General features: G+C 60.5%; 12 protein-coding genes and 1 rRNA gene. 2 read left to right on the top strand and 11 right to left on the bottom strand.

All coding sequences use genetic code 11. The annotated features are described in order from the left end of the window. Nucleotides 1-82: 82 nt before the first annotated feature. Nucleotides 83-847, top strand: coding sequence for a DeoR/GlpR family DNA-binding transcription regulator (locus ASR47_RS08920; RefSeq protein ID WP_065307414.1), 765 nt, complete (start codon nt 83-85; stop codon nt 845-847). 3 nt (nt 848-850) lie between these two features. On the opposite strand, the gene ASR47_RS08925 is transcribed toward ASR47_RS08920, so the two are convergent. The 10 genes from ASR47_RS08925 to puuE form a co-directional block, all read right to left on the bottom strand. Beyond that, nucleotides 851-1915 carry a S1/P1 nuclease gene (locus ASR47_RS08925; RefSeq protein WP_065307415.1) on the bottom strand — a complete coding sequence of 355 codons (1065 nt, stop codon included), beginning with the start codon at nt 1913-1915 and terminating at the stop codon, nt 851-853. Continuing rightward, nucleotides 1915-3135: a phospholipase D-like domain-containing protein gene (locus ASR47_RS08930; protein WP_065307416.1), complete on the bottom strand. Its 1221-nt coding sequence runs from the start codon at nt 3133-3135 to the stop codon at nt 1915-1917. The genes ASR47_RS08925 and ASR47_RS08930 overlap by 1 nt, the downstream gene beginning before the upstream one ends. A gap of 18 nt (nt 3136-3153) precedes the next feature. Continuing rightward, nucleotides 3154-4854, bottom strand: a complete 1701-nt coding sequence (locus ASR47_RS08935; RefSeq protein WP_065307417.1) for a bifunctional metallophosphatase/5'-nucleotidase — start codon at nt 4852-4854, stop codon at nt 3154-3156. Between the two features lie 117 nt (nt 4855-4971). Next, complete coding sequence (locus ASR47_RS08940; protein WP_065307418.1) at nt 4972-8427, bottom strand: TonB-dependent receptor; 3456 nt, start codon at nt 8425-8427, stop codon at nt 4972-4974. A gap of 777 nt (nt 8428-9204) precedes the next feature. Beyond that, nucleotides 9205-10701 (bottom strand): adenosine deaminase family protein, encoded by a 1497-nt coding sequence (locus ASR47_RS08945; RefSeq protein ID WP_065307419.1) that lies wholly within the window; start codon nt 10699-10701, stop codon nt 9205-9207. 39 nt (nt 10702-10740) lie between these two features. Further along, nucleotides 10741-12057 (bottom strand): guanine deaminase, encoded by a 1317-nt coding sequence (gene guaD, locus ASR47_RS08950; RefSeq protein ID WP_065307420.1) that lies wholly within the window; start codon nt 12055-12057, stop codon nt 10741-10743. A gap of 9 nt (nt 12058-12066) precedes the next feature. Continuing rightward, nucleotides 12067-13134, bottom strand: coding sequence for a xanthine dehydrogenase accessory protein XdhC (gene xdhC, locus ASR47_RS08955; RefSeq protein WP_065307421.1), 1068 nt, complete (start codon nt 13132-13134; stop codon nt 12067-12069). Between the two features lie 10 nt (nt 13135-13144). Next, the gene (xdhB, locus tag ASR47_RS08960; RefSeq protein WP_065307422.1) at nt 13145-15493 is read right to left on the bottom strand and encodes a xanthine dehydrogenase molybdopterin binding subunit; all 2349 of its coding nucleotides are present in this window, start codon (nt 15491-15493) and stop codon (nt 13145-13147) included. Between the two features lie 10 nt (nt 15494-15503). Then, nucleotides 15504-16970, bottom strand: coding sequence for a xanthine dehydrogenase small subunit (gene xdhA / locus ASR47_RS08965; protein WP_065307423.1), 1467 nt, complete (start codon nt 16968-16970; stop codon nt 15504-15506). A gap of 95 nt (nt 16971-17065) precedes the next feature. After that, nucleotides 17066-18019 carry an allantoinase PuuE gene (gene puuE / locus ASR47_RS08970; protein ID WP_065307424.1) on the bottom strand — a complete coding sequence of 318 codons (954 nt, stop codon included), beginning with the start codon at nt 18017-18019 and terminating at the stop codon, nt 17066-17068. Between the two features lie 112 nt (nt 18020-18131). Here puuE and uraH point away from each other — a divergent pair, with 112 nt between their 5' ends. Further along, nucleotides 18132-18485: a hydroxyisourate hydrolase gene (uraH, locus tag ASR47_RS08975; RefSeq protein WP_065307425.1), complete on the top strand. Its 354-nt coding sequence runs from the start codon at nt 18132-18134 to the stop codon at nt 18483-18485. Between the two features lie 135 nt (nt 18486-18620). Here uraH and rrf read toward each other — a convergent pair. Next, nucleotides 18621-18725, bottom strand: a 5S ribosomal RNA gene (gene rrf / locus ASR47_RS08980); the annotation flags it as partial.

Raw genomic sequence — 18725 nt, forward strand, 5'->3', positions numbered from 1 at the left:
CTTGTCTCCTTGTGCTTGCATGCGCCGACTTTATCATGCAAACTCGTGTAAGTATAAGAAAAATCGAGAGAATTCAAGAAATATGCTGACACATCAACGCAAGCACTATCTGCTGGACCTGTTGCAACGCGAAGGCCAGCTCGTCGCCAGAACCGTCAGCGAGACGCTGGGATTATCGGAAGACACGATACGGCGCGACCTGCGCGAACTGGCCAGGGAGGGTTTGCTGCAGCGCGTGCATGGCGGCGCGATACCGAACCTGCCCGCCTCGCCCGCGCTGGCGCCGTATGCCAGCCGTGAACAGCTGTCGCTTGAGGCCAAGCCGGCCATCGGCCGCGCCGCGGCGGCCATGCTCGGCGCTGGCCAGGTCGTCTTTATCGATGGCGGCACCACCTGCGTGCAACTGGTGCGCCAGCTGCCGCGCGAGCTGCGCGCCACAGTGGTGACGCACAGTCCGTCGATTGCGGTGGAGCTGGTCAACCACCCTTTGATCGAGGTGGTGATGCTGGGAGGACGATTGTTCAGGCACTCCATCGTCAACGTGGGTGCCGCCACCGTCGAAGCGATCGCCCGCATGCGCGCCGACCTGTATTTCATGGGCGTATCGAGCCTGCATCCGCAGGCCGGCATCACCACCGGCGACCACGAGGAAGCCTGCGTCAAGCGCGCCTTGAGCGGCGCGGCCGCGCGCACGGTGGTGCTGGCCTCGCCGGAAAAGCTCCATACTTCGTCGCCGTTCCAGATCGCGCCATTGAACCAGGTCAGCGATATCGTGGTGCTGCGCGACACCGACGAGGCGCTGCTGGCGCCTTATCGCGAGATGGGCATCGCCATCACGCTCGCTTGAACGTCAAGGCCAGATCGCCCGCAGCACGGCCGCCAGGTGATAGCCGCCATTGATCAGCTGCGTCTTGGCCAAGGCTGAACTCGGTACCGGATAGTCGCCGGGCACCTTCAGCGACCATACATAGTAGGGCTCGCCCTTGCGGCTGGTCTGCTGCGTGGCCGGCCCGGCCACCACCCCGGCGTAGGCGATTTTTGACGCGGCCAGCGAGGCATCGGCCCATTGATACGGCCAGCTGGACGGCTCGCCGGTATTGCCGGGCACATCAGGCTTGCTGGCGATCACCGTCTGCGCAAACTGGCGCGGCGTGCGCGTCGACAGGCGCCGCATGGCGTAATCGACCACGGTGCTGTCCCAGTACGAGTGCAGCGGCTTCGTTGGCGACTTCGGATAGGCGGCAGGTTTCGGTGCGCCCTCTTCTTGCGGCAGGGCCGCTGGAATCACGGCATCGGACAAGGCCGTGATTCCAGCGTCGTCCAGCAACAGGTTATTGCCGCCACGTGCATCGAAAATCGCCAGGCCGTCGATCTGCGCCCGGCTTTCCGGCACCACGAAGCTGCCATCCTTCGCCAGGTAGGCCGCGCCCACATGCAAGGGCTGGTGGATATCGCCGACCATGTGCGTGAGCAGGATCAGCGCCTGGCGCGGCGTGAACTGGTGCGGATTGCTGGCCGCATCCGCCTTGCCCTGCAACACCAGGATCGCCTGTTTCAAGGTTTGCACGATATCGTCATCGGCGCTGCCCACGGCGCCATCGTGATAGTGCGCGTTCTGGAACGGGATATCGGTGTAATGGTATGCGCTGTGCTTGGGATTGGCCGCCACATAGGCCTGCATCTCGGGCGATTGCGGACCGCAATAGCTGCCCTTCACGCAGTCGGGCCAGTTGGCGATCGACTCCAGGGTTTCGCCGGGAAGCAGCAAGGCGGCGATGTTCGCCTGGGCCGCGCTGCCCTTGAGCAACTGGTCGGCAATCGCCCCGACGGCGCGGTGGCCGTCAGTACCCCAGGCCAGCGCGTTGCCGCTCATGAAGGCGCCTGCCAGCGCCAGCACGCAACTCAGTTTTTTCATCACTGCGGCGTCCCCTTGGCTGGTTTTGGATATTGCTTGTTGATATCGATGGGCTGGGCATAGCCCGAGCTCCAGGTCTGCTCGTGCAGGGCCGCCAGGCGCTGCGCCATCGCTTCGTTGCGCAGCACCACTTCCAGGTTGCGCGACAGGTCGAAATAGCCGCCGGCCCAGTTGCTGGTGCCGACCCAGGCCAGCTTGCCGTCGATCGTCATGGTCTTGCTGTGGATGACGCGTGCAAACGGAATAAAGCCGGTGCTGGCGGTGGGGATCGTCACGATGCGGATCTCGACGTTGGGCACCAGCGCCAGGCTTTTCAGGTAGGCAATCGCCGGCGCTTCGGTGTTCCAGGCGGACACCATCAATTTGATTTTCACGCCGCGCTGGGCGGCCGCGCGCACGGCGTTGTCGATCACGGCGTAATACGGCCGCGTGCGGTTAGGACCGTAGGACAGCGGCGCGTAGTCGAGCAGCTGGATGCGCACCTCGCTCTTGGCGTCGGCCAGCAGGGCCGGCAAGCCGCTTTCCGAGTCGCCAACGCCAGCAGGGTTATACGCGTTCGGGCTGGCCAGTAAAAACGCGTTCTGCGCATAGTTGGCCGGCACGGTTTTGCTGTTGAGCACGGTGGCGCGGCCGCCCTTGGCCGTCAAAGCCTGCGCCTGCCAGTCCTGCTCGAAAATCGCCTGCACCTGGGCCACCATGGCCGGCTCGGTAATCTTCAAGCCGGTTTCATGGATATGCGCGAACGAGCGCCAGTCGAAATTCTGGCTGCCGATATAGGCGACCTGGCCATCGACGGCCAGGTATTTGGCGTGCACGATGCCGTTGCCGGTGATCTTGTTGAAGTCGATGATGCGCAGGTCGAGGTTGGGTATCGCCTTCAGTTGCTCGATGGTCGCCGGCTCCGACAGGCCCACGCCTTTCAGGTCCAGCAGGAAGCGGATCTTGACGCCGCGCTGGCCCGCTTGCGTCAAGCTGGCCAGCACTTTTTCAAAGGCCGTGCCCGGTTTGCTGACGGCGTAGAACTGGGCGATGACGATGTCTTTTTTGGCCGAGTCGAACAGCTCGCTCCAGACCGTGACCGGCTCGCGCAGGTCCGGGTTGGCCAGCGTGGTTTCCACCGGCGAGGTATGCACCAGCTCAAAACCGGGGATCGTGAAATCGGCATGGGCGCTGCCGGTGTACAGGCTGGCAACGAGAACAGAATATAAAAGACGACGCATGAGTTTTCCTTGTAGTGATTATTTGACGCGCACGATGCGGCCGGCCGCGGTGGCGCTGCCGGCCGGCTTGCCGGCGCGCGCACGCGCGATCAGGTAATTGCTGAACGCGTCGATATCGCGCACACCGGTGTCCAGGCGGCGCGTGCCGTTGGCCAGCACGGTAAAGCGGTCGCCGCCGCCGGCCAGGAAACTGTTGGCGGCCACGCGGTATTGCTGCTCATCGTTGAGCGCCACGCCATCGAGCATGATGCTGCCGGGAAGCACGCGCTGGCCTTGCGGGCGCGTGCTGTCCCAGCGATACGTAAAACCTTGCGAGACCTGCAGCAGATTGCCCTCCTCTGCTGTGGTGTCCGGCCATTGTTGTTCCAGCAGGGTGCGGATCTGCGCGCCGGACAGGCTGACCACGACCAGGGTATTGCCGAACGGCACCACCGCCTGGTTCTGGCCCACATTGGTCATCAAATCAGTGCCCGCTTCCAGGTCCTTGCGGATGCCGCCATTGTTCATCAGCCCGATCTGGGCGCCGGCCGCGCGCGCGCCGAACAGGGTGCTGTCGGCCACCAGGTCGCCCAGCGCCGAGGCGCCGCCGCCCCTGGTGCTGCGGCCCACCAGCGGCACGGCGATCTTTGCTACCGGACGCGACAGTTCGGCCGCGCTGCGCTGTTTCACGGCGGCCAGGTAGGCGGCCACCTTGGCGTCCGGCTCGAACATGCCCGGCAACATCACGACGTTTTGCGCGCTGGCATCGACCACGGCATTTTTAACCGTATCGACTTTCAGCTTGATGCGGGTCAGCATATGGCCGCCCATCTGCGCCTGCGTCACCAGCCGGCCATCGACCCTGCACAGATAGCCCTGGTGCGAATGGCCGCTGACGACCAGTTGAATCGCCGGATCGAGGCGCTTGACGACGTCGATCACCGGGCCTTTGAGTTTGCCGCAGTCGGGCTGGTCCACATATTCTTCCGTCTCGCCACCCTGGTGCAGCAGCACCACGAACACGCCCACGCCTTGCGCGCGCAGCGCCGGCAAGGTGGCGTTGATGGCGTCGGCTTCATCGCCGAACTGCAGGCCGGCAATGCCGGCCGCCGTCACCACGGACGGCGTATCTTTCAGCACAGCGCCGATCAGGCCCACTTTCACGCCATGCGCCTGTTCAATCTTGTAGCCTGGCAGCAGCGACTTGCCCGTTTGCGTGTCGATCACATTGGCGGCCAGGTAGCTATAGCTGGCGCCGGCAAAATCGGGGCTGTACTTGCAGGCCTTGTCGGCGCGTGCGGAGTCGCAGCCGCCGCGCTGCTGGCGCAGCAGTTCCGCCTTGCCCTGGTCAAATTCGTGGTTGCCGACGGAGCTGGCCGCCATGCCCAGCATATTCATGGCGACGATGCTCGGCTCGTCCGCCCACAGCGCCGACATGGCGGGGCTGGCGCCGACCAGGTCGCCATTGCCGACAAAAATCAGTTGCGCATCTTCGCGGCGCCAGGCCTTCAGGGCACCGGACAGCACATCGATGCCACCGGCCTGCACCGTGACCTTGCGGGACGGATCGTTGACGCTGGTGTAGGTAAATTTGCTGCTGTCGAGATTGCCATGGAAATCATTCAGGGCCACCAGGTTGAGTTCGACGGGGCCGCGTGGCGGCGTGGCGCAGCCAGCCAGGGCGGCAACGATCAGTATCAGGGCCGCACGGGCCAATGGAGTGCGTGGAAAAATCACCATGGAATCGACAGTCTTGAAAAAATAAAAAGGAAAAAAGGGAAAAACATCTGGTCGATAAAAAACGGCTGGTGTCGCCACCAGCCGTTTCGAGCTTGCTAACTTACAAGGCAGTCACGATCAGAATTCGTACTTGACCGTTGCTTGCAGCGCCCATTGGGACTCGCCTTTTTGTTGACGCACGGTGTAGTCCTCTACCTTGTCACGCACCTGGTAGATATAGCGACCGTTTGCATCGAGGCCGGCAAAGTCAACGAAGTTGCGCGTCTGGCCACCGGCGGAGCGGAAAGCCATTTCATTGATACGCCCCCACTTGCGGTTGATCATGTTGCCCACGTTAAAGAAGTCCATGGTGAACACGCCTTTGTTGCCCTTGAAGAAGCCTGGCACTTCTTGACTGATGCGCATGTCAAAGCTGTTGGTCCATGGCGAGAAGCTGCCATTACGCTTGGTCACGCCGCCAGCGGTATTGCGCAGGTCACCATTGCCGTTCACAAATGCCCAGAAACGGTCTTCATTGGCATGGCTGGTGGCGGTATCGCCACGGAAGACCACTTCACCGGAACCTGGACGCGATGGAATGTACATCAGGTCATTGCCGTTGACGCCGTCGCCGTTCAAGTCATTGTTGTAAGTCCAGCTGTATGGCTTGCCCTTGCGGCCTTCATAGAACAGACCAAAGGTGGTCTTGTAGTTGTCGAAAAAGCGCTGCTGCCAGTTGAAGACAGCATTGAAACGGTCTTTAACCAGATAGCTTGAATTGGCTGCAATGTTTTCATTCGGGTTGAGAATGGCGCGAGCATTGAAGTTCGAATTCGACACGGACGACGTCAGTGGCGCAACTTCGGTTGCATCGGTATAGGTATAAGCAACCGACCAGCCAAAACCCTTGCTCATCGGCTGGGTCAACGACAGCGTGACCAGATTACCTGCACCTTTGTCAGTTTTCTTTGCAAGCAACACATTATTGTAGTTGATGTTCTTCAACGCGCGGTTGCTGGCGTTAGCGCAGCTTGCAGCGGCAGTTGTGCTCAGACCGCCATTGGAAGTCCAGCAAGCGGTGTTATAGGCATTGGCGGTGTAATACAGCGCACGGCCATCGGTACCGGTACGGGTTGCTGTGCCCAGATTCAAATTCTCGTAGTAAATCGCGTCTTTGTTCTGTGTACGCAGGTATTCAGCGCCGAATACCAGACCCATCCATGGCAACTCATGCTCGAACGCCAGGTTGCCTTTCCAGATCGACGGTTGACGCAGCTCAGGCGACAGGAAGTCGACGTTGTTGGCAGGCGTTGCGCCAATATTGGTCGGCTGGTTGTTTGGATCAGGATTGAAGGTACCGCCAACGCTTGGGCACGCTACGGCGAAGCCAGTACCGCAACCGATCACTGCCGTGGCAACGCCAGGATTGGAGAATGGGTTGGACAGCCAGACCGAAGCGGCCGCGCCCTGGAACAGGCCGAAACCACCACGCAATTGCGTTGGGCGGGCGCTCTCGAACTTGTAATTGAAGCCGACACGTGGCTGTACCAAAGTCTGTCCATCGATGGTCTGCGTATTGTCCAGACCAAAACCACCGGTCTGCGCGGTACCGCCACGACGAGTGTCAGCAAGGTTGACGACACCTGCGACGGTCGGGGCGGCTGCTGGCACATTGCGCAACGGACGATCGCTGATGCCCGCCTTATCGACGCGCACGCCGTATTGAATGGTCAGCTGCTTGTTGATGGTCCAGACATCTTGCGCGAAGAAACCATAGTTCTTCATGCTGAAGTCGGAGATGGCGTTTTGCAGGGAACCGCCAGGCACCGGTACCTGTACCTGATAGCCATTGGGGCGACCTATGCGGAAGTTTTCCAGCACAGCTTGCTGATGAATCGCAGAACTTGCAGTACTGCAATTGAACGTGGTCGTGCCATCGGGATTTTTCGGCACAAACGAATACGCTACGTTGTTAATACAGGCAAAGTTATAGTTGCCATTGATGTTCTGCAGATACGCATTGTAAATGTCGTTCTTGCTGAAATCGCTACCGAATTTCACTTCATGGTCACCCAGAGCCCAGTTAGCGCCCAGATAGACATCCTTGGTCTTGGTGCGCAGTTCGTTATGCTGGTAGGACTGGTCAGTACCAAAGTTCAGGTAACGGTTGCTGGTCGACACGCCCGCAGGCGAGCCGGCTGGCAATGCGCCGGAAAACTGCAGCGCCATGGTCGGCAGCGTGGAATTGTTTTTCGGCAAACTTTCATAGTCGCGCGACGATACTTTGAACTCGGTCGAGAACGTTGGCGTCCAGTCGGCAAACCATTGACCGACCGTCGTTTCGATTGTCTTGTTTTGTTGACGCCAGGCGCTGTTCAAGGCGATGCCACTTGACGTTACGCCGGTAAACATCGGCTCGGACTGATCGGTTTTCGAATAACGGACCATCGCGCGATGGTTGTCATTGATATTCCAGTCCAGTTTCAGCAAAGTATCGTCCACCGTCATCTTGGTACCGGCCGGCACCTCGGTCGTGCCGATGTTCAAGCCATACTGACTCTGGGCAATGGCGCGCGCCTGGTCGATCGCCGACTGGGTGACACCGACGTTGGTCATGGAACTGCCCAGCGGGCCAAAGCTCGGTGCGGTACGCGTGCTTTCCAGCTTTTCTTTGTTGGCAAAGAAGAACAGTTTATCCTGGATCAGCGGGCCGCCAACGGAAGCGCCCTTGGTGGTTTCGCGGAATTTTTCTGGCGAGTAATAGGTGTCTTTCGCGTTGTTATAACGATCGCCTGCCATCTTGTCATTACGGAAAACGTAATAGACGCTGCCCTTGAATTCATTGGTGCCGGACTTGGTCACGGCATTGATATTGGCGCCGGTATAGCCTTTTTGCGTAACGTCGTAATTGGCGACGTTCACCTGGACCGACTGGATCGCGTCGATCGAGATAGGCTGCTTGGCAGTCGGGCTGCCATTCGATTCCAGGCCGAAGGTGTCATTCACCGCCACGCCATCGATGGTCATCGAGTTGTAGCGCGAGTTCTGACCAGCTACGGACAATTCGCCGCGCTCTTTGTCGGTCTGCGAAACACGCGGGTCGGCGCGGGCGTAATCTTGCAGATTGCGCTGGATCGATGCCTGCATCGCCAGTTCATTCGCGCCGATATTGGTGCCGGCACCCATATTGCTGCGATTAAAAATTTGCGCGCGCGCGCCTGTGCCGGTCACGTTCACGGTCTGCATCTGCGCGCCCAGGGTGGCGTCCACACTGGCCGTTTCCGCCAGTTGCACGTACACGCCTTCGCGCTTTTCAATCTGGCCGTCCTTGGTGACGGTGATGGTGTAAGGACCGCCGGCGCGCAGGCCGCGAGCGACGTAGCGCCCTTCCGCATCGGTCGTCACATTGCTGACGGAACCCGATTCGGTGTGCACGATGGTGACGGTAGCGCCGGCCGCAGGCTGGCCGTTGCTGGAGGAAATGCGTCCGCCGATGGAGGAAGTCGTATTCTGTGCGAACGATGGTGCGGCCGCCAGTGCGATAGACAGGCTTAGCGCGATTTGCGTCAGCCGAAGTCGTTTGTGATTGATCATCTTGTAACCCCAAAAAAGACTATTATTTTTGAAATACTGGATAGGCCTGCGCTCGGCAACACCACCACACTATTTCCTCTTTACTATGCTGCAACTGTTACGCCGGCCAGCTTGGCTGCGGGTCTTGACGGGACCACGCAACCGCGTTTTTTTCACTGTCACAACCCTCTGGATTCAAGCAAAAACGGACAGTGGCGAGCCACTCTTCCCAATGACGCGGGGCGCTAGCTCCCGTGACATTCACTCAACAGCCTGGCCAGCGCCACAAGCCAAGGCGAGAGTGTAATTGTTAAATATTTCAAGACTGTGACACGGCCATGACATGTGGCGATTTCAGACATCCAAGGCCAGGCCCTGTCGTTTCACTCTGCATGTCACATTGATCTACTGCGAAAACCGCGCTTCTTGCCGCTAGGAATACACAAATTGTGACTTTTTACCATCACCATCATGGCACTATGCATCATCAAAAAATGAATGACAAATATGATTTTTTTCTGATATTTATACTTAAAAAGTCTAAATTACAGCTGTGTTACAAGAAAAAAAATTGTCTGACTGCGCGGCATAAGCTTATGGCGCGAAATTATAAGTGAGCAGATTGTGCTTGAAATTGTTTCACATAAGAAAACAGAAAAAGAGGGGGATCTGTCCAATATTGTGTCGCTTGGCCGCCACAAAATTAGCAGAAAAACAGTGGAGAAATTTGGCGGGGATTGAACAGGCGACCGGAGAACCCGGCCGCCCTGACAGCATCAGTTTCGACGCGAAAGCAACTTACGGTTTGACGGCCTTGCTGGCGGCGTCTGCTGCGGCGATCTGCGCTTCAAATGTGGCAAAACGCGCGGCGAGCGATTTCAACAAGCGTTGTTTATCCGCCTCAGCCAGGAAGGAATAGCGCAGGCTGTTATACGACAGCTTCTTGATTTCCGCGTAGTCGGTCTTGTACTGGCTGGCAAACAGCACGTACTCGTTCGACAGGGTATTGCGCGACACGCCCGCATCGTCGGTGGAAATGACAAACGGCACGCCGTACTTTCGGTACAGGGTCACCGGGTGCGCCTGGCCCTTGATGCCGAGGATATAGTCATTGCTGGTCAGGTTCACTTCCACCGGGATATCGCGGGTACGCATCTTTTGCATGGTGGCCAGCGCATTGTTCTCGTACGCGATATCCATGCCGTGGCCAATGCGGTTGGCGCCGGCCACATCGACCGCTTCGGCGATATGGAAAGCCATGCCTTCGGGCGGCACCATGCCCAGCGCCAGCTCGCCGGCATGCAGGGCGATCTTTACGTTGGGATATTTGGCTTTCAGGAACTTGAACATTTCCATATGCAGGCTGTAGTCTCGCATGGACACATTCAGGCTTTCCTGGCCGACGATATTGACGCCGACCACCAGCGGGTTCAGGCTGGCCGCCTTGAAACCGGCCACCATCGACGAGAACACCTGCGACGGCGACAGGAAGCGCAGCACATAGGCCTGGTAGCGCATGGTGAAGCTGGCGTCGTCGATGCCGGCGCTGCTGGTGTTCACATTGTCGTTATAAGCGGTAATGCTTTTCTGGAAGGCGGCATCCTGCTCCAGCTGCTGCGTCCAGCTGGCCAGTACGGCTTGCAGCGCGTCGGGCCGCATGCCGGGGGTGAGCACTTGCTGGTCGAACTGCGGGTTCGATACGAACGGCGACAATTCAAAGATGGTTTCGATATAGCTCAGGTTTTCGGCAATCGCGCGCTGCTTGAGCGTTCGCAAGCCTTCACCGGTATTGCTCGATGCGACCGGGCCAAAATAACCGAAGGTGTCGAAGAAGGTACGGTCGGGCGGCGTCTGCTGGCCGCTGTGATTATAAAAATCCTTGGTCGACCAGCGCTGCAGCAGTTCGGCATACAGGCCGGCATCGGCAAACACTTCGGTCGAGGACAGGCAGCCGCGCTGGCCGGCCGGCTTGGCACGCTCGGCTGCGACCACTTCTTTGCGGCTTTCGATGCGGTAGGTGGTTTTGTAGACGCAATAGTTTTCCTTGTCCACCCATTCCAGGAATTGCTCGGCGTAAATGGCGCCCGAGTAATGGTGGTGCAGGTCGCCGCCCTTGGGCATCATGGAAAAGAACAGGCTCAATTCGGCTGTCCTGGGCGCGCTGCCGGACACCAGCGCGGCGAAATGGCGCGCGGTAGCCGCTTCGTTGGCAGCCGGGCTGGCGGCATGGGTGGCCGCCGACGCGGACATGGCCAGCGCCATGCTCAAGGCCAGGCACGTGATTTTCTTTTGCATCAGGAATCCCGATCAGGGTGGTAGGGTTGAAAAGTAAGGTCAGCCCTGCCCGCGCGCATGCACGCGCACCCCACCCGAATACGTGGCGGCCACGGCGCGGTCGTCGCCGAGCAGTGCCAGGGCAAACAGCAGTTCTTCCAGGCTCTGGCAGGCGGCCGTGCGGCGCTCGAGCAGCGGCGTGGATTGCTTGTCGAGCACGATGAAGTCCGCTTCCGCGCCGGGTACGAAATTGCCAACGGTACCCTCGAGCTGCATGGCGCGCGCGGCGCCCAGGGTAGCCAGGTAGAACATGCGCAAGGCGGGCAGGTAGCTGCCTTTCAAGCGTGCTACTTTATAGGCTTCGTTCATGGTTTGCAACATTGAGAACGAGGTGCCGCCGCCCACATCGGTCGCCAGCGACAGCGGCACGCGCGCCGCATCGGCTTTTTCAAAATCGAACAAGCCGCTGCCAAGAAACAGGTTCGAGGTCGGGCAGATGGCCGCCGCCGATTGCGTTTCGGCCATGCGCGCGCGGTCGCGTTCGTCGAGCCAGATGCAGTGGCCGAACATGGCGCGCGGGCGCATCATGCCGTAGTGGTCGTACACGTCGAGGTAGCTGCGCGCCTGCGGATGCAGTTCGCGCACCCAGCGGCACTCATCCTCGTTTTCCGACACGTGGGTCTGCAGGAAGGTGTCCGGGTAGGCGCGCGCCAGCTCGCCCGCCAGGTGCATCTGTTCGTTGCTGGAGGTGGGCACGAAACGCGGCGTGATCGCGTACAGCGAGCGGCCGCGCTTGTGCCAGCGCCGTATCAGCTCTTCGCTTTCGCGCGCGCCAGACTCGGCCGTGTCGCGCAGGAATTCGGGACAATTGCGGTCCATCATCACCTTGCCCGCGACCATGCGCAAGCCGCGCGCTTCGCTGGCGCCAAAGAAAGCGTCGACCGATTGCGGATGGACGCTGCCATACACCATGGCGGTGGTGGTGCCGCAGCGCAGCAGTTCGTCGAGGAAAAACTCGGCCACATTGCGCGCATGGACCGGGTCTTCAAACGCGCGTTCGGTCGGGAAAGTATAGGTTTCCAGCCACGGCAGCAGACCCGGCGCTGGCGAAGCGATCATTTCCGTCTGCGGAAAGTGCAAATGCGTGTCGATAAAGCCCGGCACGATCAGCTTGCCACGGTAGTCGATGATCTCGGTGCCGGCCGGCAAGGTGGGTAACAAGCGGTCGTGTTCGCCGGCCGCCATCACCTTGCCGTCGGCCACGATCAGCAAGCCATCAAGATGAAAAGCATGGGCGTCGTCGCTGAAGGCGGGATCGGCGTGGAAGTGCAGCAAGCTGGCACGGTAGGCTTGCAAGGAAACTGGAACGGTGGACATGACGACCTTCTATGACGGGTAAAACGCGGCGCGCGGTGCGCGGCGCGGTGGCGTGCTGGCAGCAACCAGCCGCAGCGGCGTGGCCTGGGCCGCTTGCGCCGCCTGCTCCCACACCATTAATAATTGACAGGCCACCGAGGCGGCGATCACGGCCGGCGCCTTGTTGGCGATGCCGGGCATGCCGATCGGACAAACCATGGCGGCGATGCGCTCGCCTGGCACGCCCTTGGCCTGCAGCCGGTGTTCGAACTGCTTGCGTTTCGTGTGCGAACCGATCAGGCCGAACCAGAGCGCATCCTTGCGTTCCATGATCGCTACCGCCAGGCGCTGGTCGAGTGCATGGCTGTGCGTCATGACGAGGAAGCTGCCGCCGGCTGGCGCCAGGGCGACCATTTCCTCTGGCATATCGGTGGCGGCGACGCGCACATTATCCGGTATTTGCGCAGGGAACATGTCCTCGCGCTCATCGACCCAGGTCACGTTGCAGGGCAAATCGGCCAGCGCACGCACGATGGCGGCGCCCACATGGCCGGCGCCAAACAAGGTCAGGTGCGCGCGCGGCGCCAGGCAAGGGTCGACCAGCCAGCGCCGGCCATGATCATCTTGCGCCACATGGGTGCCGCGCTCGCGCGAAAAAGTGGCGGGCGCCCGGCCCGGCTGGCCAGCCAGCTTCAGGCCATCCACATCGAACAACATGGTGGCAGGTTCACCGTCGAGCGCGCTGACGCGCCAGCTGTCCTGCTGGCGGCGTTCACGCAAGACTTGCAGCTGGCCATGCACACTGGCGTCGACCGGCTCGAACGCCAGGTGCACCACGCCGCCACAGCACTGGCCCAGGCTGGGACCGAGCGCAAAGCGTTGCAACTGCGGTCGGGTTTCCTTGACTGCCAGCATGCTCTTGGCGATCTCGACGGCGCGCAATTCCAGGTGGCCGCCGCCGATGGTATCGAGCTGACACGCATTGGTGACGCGCATCCTGGCGCCCGCTTCGCGCGGACCCGAGCCTTCGACCAGGGCGACCGTCACCAGCACCGAAGGCACGGTGTCGTCAGGCAATGCTGTCAGCCAGCCGTTCATCTGCTGCTCCTCATGCCGCCAGTGGGGCGGCCGCCCGCACCGCCATCACGGCCTTGAGGATTTCCTCGCTGGTGGCCGGCGCGTTCAACGGTGGCTGCACGGCGTGGCCGCCGACGCTGGAAATGGCGTCGCGGATGGCAAAGAAGACGGAAAACGGCAGCAGCAGCGGCGGCTCGCCGACGGCTTTCGAGCGGTGGATGCTGTCTTCGACATTGCGGTTCTGGAATAGCCGCACACGAAAATCTTCGGGGCAATCGGAAATGCCGGGTATTTTGTAGGTCGACGGCGCATGCGTCATCAACTTGCCCGCGCCATTCCACCACAGCTCTTCCGTCGTCAGCCAGCCCATGCCCTGGATAAACGCGCCTTCCACCTGGCCGATATCGATGGCCGGATTGAGCGACTGGCCGGCATCGTACAAGGCGTCGGCGCGCAGCAGCTTCCATTCGCCGGTCAAGGTGTCGACCACCACTTCGGCCACCGCCGCGCCATAGGCGTAGTAGGAAAACGGATGGCCGGTCATGGTTTTGGCGTCCCAGTGCAGGCCGGGCGTGGCATAGAAACCGTCCGACCACAGCTGCACGCGGGCCAGGTAGGCTTTTTGCACCAGTTCGGGAAACGGCACGACATGGCCATTGACGTGGATATGGTTATCAAAGAAACGCACGTCCGCCGCCGCGCCGCCATACAGTTTGACGGCGTAATCGCTCAGGCGTGCGCGGATCTGGCGCGCCGCATCCTGCGCCGCCTTGCCGTTCAGGTCGGCGCCGGTGGAAGCTGCCGTAGCGGATGTGTTGGCCACCTTGCTGGTGTCGGTGGCGGTGGCCCGCACCCGTTCCAGGTCCAGCCCCAGCTCATGCGCGACCACCTGCATCACCTTGGTATTGATGCCCTGCCCCATTTCCGTGCCGCCATGGTTGACCAGCACCGAGCCGTCTACATACACGTGCACCAGGGCGCCGGCCTGGTTCAGATGGCTGACATTGAAGGCGATGCCGAATTTCAATGGGGTGAACGCCAGGCCTTTTTTCAGCACCGGGCTGGCCTCGTTCCAGGCATCGATGGCCAGCCGGCGCGCGCGGTAGTCGCTCGATTCTTCGAGCTCGGCCACCAGTTCATGGATCACATTGTCGACGATCACCTGGCCGTAGGGCGTGACATTGCGCCCGTCGCTGCCATCGCGGCCATAGAAATTGAGCAGGCGAATGTCGAGCGCGTCGCGCCGCAGATGGCGCGCGATTTCGTCGATCACATACTCGATGGCAATCGCGCCTTGCGGTCCGCCAAAACCGCGAAACGCCGTGTTCGACTGGGTATTGGTCTTGCCGCAGGCGGCGCGGATGTCGACAGCGGACAAATAATAGGTATTGTCGAAGTGGCAGACGGCGCGCGTGGCAACCGGCCCCGACAAGTCGGCCGAATAGCCGGCGCGCGAAGTCATGTCGACCTTGGCGGCAAGAATCTTGCCGGTCTCGTCATAGCCTACTTCGTATTCATAATAGAAGCAGTGGCGCTTGCCGGTCACCAGCATATCGTCGTCGCGGTCGGCGCGCAGTTTTACGGGGCGCTTGAGTTTTGACGCGGCAATCGACGCCGCCGCCGCCCACAGCGCCGACTGTGATTCCTTGCCGCCGAAGCCCCCCCCCATGCGCCGGCATTCGACGGTGATATTGTGCGAATGCACGCCCAGCGCATGCGCCACCACATGCTGCATCTCGCTCGGATGCTGGGTCGAGCACAGCACCAGCATGCCCTGCGCTTCCTTCGGTATCGCGTAGGAAATCTGGCCTTCCAGGTAAAACTGCTCCTGCCCGCCGACATAGAGCTGACCCTTGACCACATGGGGAGCATTTTCAAACGCCGCCTGGCAGTCGCCGCGCGTAAGCCGCATCGGCGGCAGCACATACGACTGCGCCGCCTTGGCCGCCTGCGGCGTCATAATCGCCGGCAATTCCTCATACGTCACCTGCGCCAGGCGCGCGGCGCGGCGTGCGTGGTCATGCGTGTCGGCCACGACGATAAAGATCGGCTGGCCCACATACTGCACCAGGCTCTCGGCCAGGATGGGATCGTCATGGATAATGGGACCGCAATCATTGGTGCCGGGAATATCTTGCGCCGTGAATACGGCGGTCACGCCAGCACTGGCGCGCACCTGCGACAGCTCCATGGCGGTGATGCGCGCATGCGGTTTTTGCGACAGGCCCAGCGCCGCATGCAGGGTGCCTTGCAGTTCGGCGATATCGTCGGTGTAGGTGGCTTGTCCCAGCACATGCAGTTGCGCCGATTCATGCGGGCTCGGTTTGCCGACGGCGGCCCACGCGGCCGCCTGCAGTTCAGGCGTGACAGGATGGTTCATGCTGTTCCTTTCAGGCGCGGCAAGCGTAGGCGTTCAGCGCAGTGCGCGGCAGCGGTGCGCTGTGGCGTGTTTCCAGCCAGAAGCGGCGCAGCAGGTTTTGCGCCGTCGTCATGCGATAGGTGTTCGACGCGCGCATGTCCGACAGCGGCGCGTAGTCGTCGGCCAGCAAGCCCATGGCGATCACCAGGTTTTCTTCCGTCCAGGTTTGATGGCGCAAGAACGTTTCGGTTTGCGTGGCGCGCTGCGGCGTGGCCGCCATGCCGCCAAAAGCAATGCGCGCTTCAACGATGCGCTCGCCATCGAGCTCGAAAGCAAACGCGGCGCATACGGCCGAGATATCCTGGTCAAATCGTTTCGCCAGTTTATAGGTGCGAAACTTTACTTGCGCGCGCGGCAGCGGCACCCTCAGCGCTTCGACAAATTCATCGGGCCGCAAATCTTTCTTTTGATAGCCGAGGTAAAAATCTTCCAGCGGCAAGCTGCGCTGGCCGGCTGCGCCGCGCAACACGATCTGCGTGCCGAGCGCGATCAGCCACGGCATCGAGTCGCCGATCGGCGAACCGTTGGCCACATTGCCGCCCAGAGTGCCGGCGTTGCGGATCGGCAGGGAGGCAAAGCGCTGCCACAATTCCGACAATTCATCGGGGTAATGCTCGCACAACGCCGCATACGCATCGTTCAGACTGGCGCCGGCGCCGATGGCCAGCATGCCGTCCTGCACGTCAATGGTTTTCAGGGCCGCGACATTGCCCAGGTAAATGATCTCGCCCAGCTCGCGCAGTTGCTTGGTGACCCACAGGCCCACATCGGTGGAGCCGGCCAGCAGAGTGGCTTGTGGCTTGTCCGCACGCAATTGCGCCAGTTCGTCGACAGTGCGCGGTGCATGGAATTGCTGGCCACGGACAACATAGGTATGCAGGCTGTCGCGCTGCAGGCCTTGCAGTTGCATCGAGAGGGCATCACGGTCAAAGCTTACTTTCGGCAATACACTCATGCGTTTGGCCGCATCGATAATCGGGCGGTAACCGGTGCAGCGGCACAGATTGCCCGACAGGCCATCGTCGATCTCGCAGCGCGTGGGCTCCGCACCGTCTTTTTTCAAATACATGCCCCACAGCGACATCACGAAGCCGGGCGTGCAAAAGCCGCACTGCGAGCCGTGGCACTCCACCATGGCCTGCTGCACCGGATGCAGGGCGCCGTCCGGCTGTTGCAAGTCTTCCACTGAAAACAGGGCCTTGCCATCCAGTGTGGGCGTCAGCTGGATGCAGGCATTGACCGTCTTCATCTCGACCTGGCCATTGACCAGGCTGGCGAGCACCACCGTGCAAGCGCCGCAATCGCCTTCGGCGCAGCCTTCCTTGGTACCGGTGCAATGCAAGTCCTCGCGCAGATGCTGCAAGACAGTCTGCGTCGGGGCGGCATCATGCACTTCCTGTACGGCGCCACGGTAATAAAAACGGATCGGATCTGACATGCTGGCCTCGGTATAGTCCTAGTGGTACAGATTAACACCGGCACACACGACAAGTATATGCAAAGATTGATTTCACTTATCTGTTTGAATCCATATTAATCCATATAGGGATGATGCGCATGCCAGTGCTCGGCAATATCGATGCGGCGCGTGATCCATACCTTGTCATGCCCTTGCACGTAGTCGAGAAACCGCGCCAGCGCCGCCGCGCGGCCAGGCCTGCCCACCAGCCGGCAATGCAGGCCCACCGACAACATCTTCGGCTGGTTCAAGCCGTTCGGATCGCCTTCCGCATACAGCACATCGAACGCATCTTTCAGGTAATCGAAAAACTGCGTACCCGAATTAAAACCCTGCATGGCGGCAAAGCGCATGTCGTTGGTGTCCAGCGTGTACGGCACGATCAGCTGCGGCTGCACGGCCGGCGCACCGGACGCATCCGTGTATGCCACCTTTTCCCAGAACGGCAGGTCGTCGCCATAATAGTCGGCGTCATAGCGAAAGCCGCCGTGCTCCACCACCAGTTTGCGCGTATTCGGCGAATCGCGCCCGGTGTACCAGCCTTGAGGCGCCGACCCCGCCAGTTCGCAGATAATCTGCACCGCTTCGCGCATATGTTCGCGTTCGGTCGCCTCGTCCATGTTCTGATAGGAAATCCAGCGCAAGCCATGACAAGCGATCTCATGCCCAAGCTGCTGGAAAGCGGCCACGGCTTCCGGGTTGCGCTTCAAGGCCATCGACACGCCAAACACCGTCAAGGGCAAGCGCCGCTCCTCGAACATGCGCAGCAAGCGCCACAGTCCTGCGCGCGAGCCGTACTCATAGATCGATTCCATGCTCAGGTGGCGCGCAGGGAAAGCGGCGGCGCCGATCATTTCCGATAAAAACGTTTCCGATGCCGCATCGCCATGCAGCACGCTGTTTTCCGCACCCTCTTCATAGTTGAGCACGAATTGCAGCGCGATGCGAGCCTGGCCAGGCCACTGCGGATGGGGCGGCGTGCGGCCGTAGCCGATCAGATCGCGCGGATAATGGTCGTAAGTGCTCATGCGGCTCGCCTTGGGAAGATGTGAAATATATGCCCAATCATATAGCCAGGCGCGGCGACAGGTATATCATTTGTGCGATAAGCACATTCACCGTTAACGTATAGGATAGCAAATGGGAAAACTCAGCACGCACGTACTCGACATCGCCCACGGCCGACCCGGCGCCGGCGTCAAGGTGGCCCTGTTTTCGGTGGCACCGGAAGGCAAGGTGTTGCTGAAGATGGATGTCACCAACCACGACGGCCGCTGCAGCACGCCTTTGCTCGAAGGCGATACCATGAAGGCGGGCCAGTATGAACTGGTGTTCAATGCCGGCGACTATTTTGCAGCCCAGGGCGTGGAGCTGCCCTCGCCGCGCTTTATCGACCTGGTGACCTTGTCATTCGGCATTGCGCATACCGATGAAAATTACCATGTGCCGCTGGTGGTATCGCCGTGGTCGTATTCGACTTATCGGGGGAGTTGATTTCGCGGTGCCAACAATGTTGTCGGATTACGGGCCTATGGCCCTAATCCGACCTACGCGACCATTGGCGAATCTCTGGACGAAAAAAAACCCCATCAATTTCTTGACGGGGCTTTCTTCTACTGCGAATAACAAGCCTGACGATAACCTACTTTCACACTGGTTGCAGCACTATCATCGGCGCAAAGTTGTTTCACGGTCCTGTTCGGGATGGGAAGGGGTGGGACCAACTTGCTATGG

Origin of the sequence: Janthinobacterium psychrotolerans, assembly GCF_001677885.1 — a bacterium.
Classification (GTDB): Bacteria; Pseudomonadota; Gammaproteobacteria; order Burkholderiales; family Burkholderiaceae_D; genus Janthinobacterium; species Janthinobacterium psychrotolerans.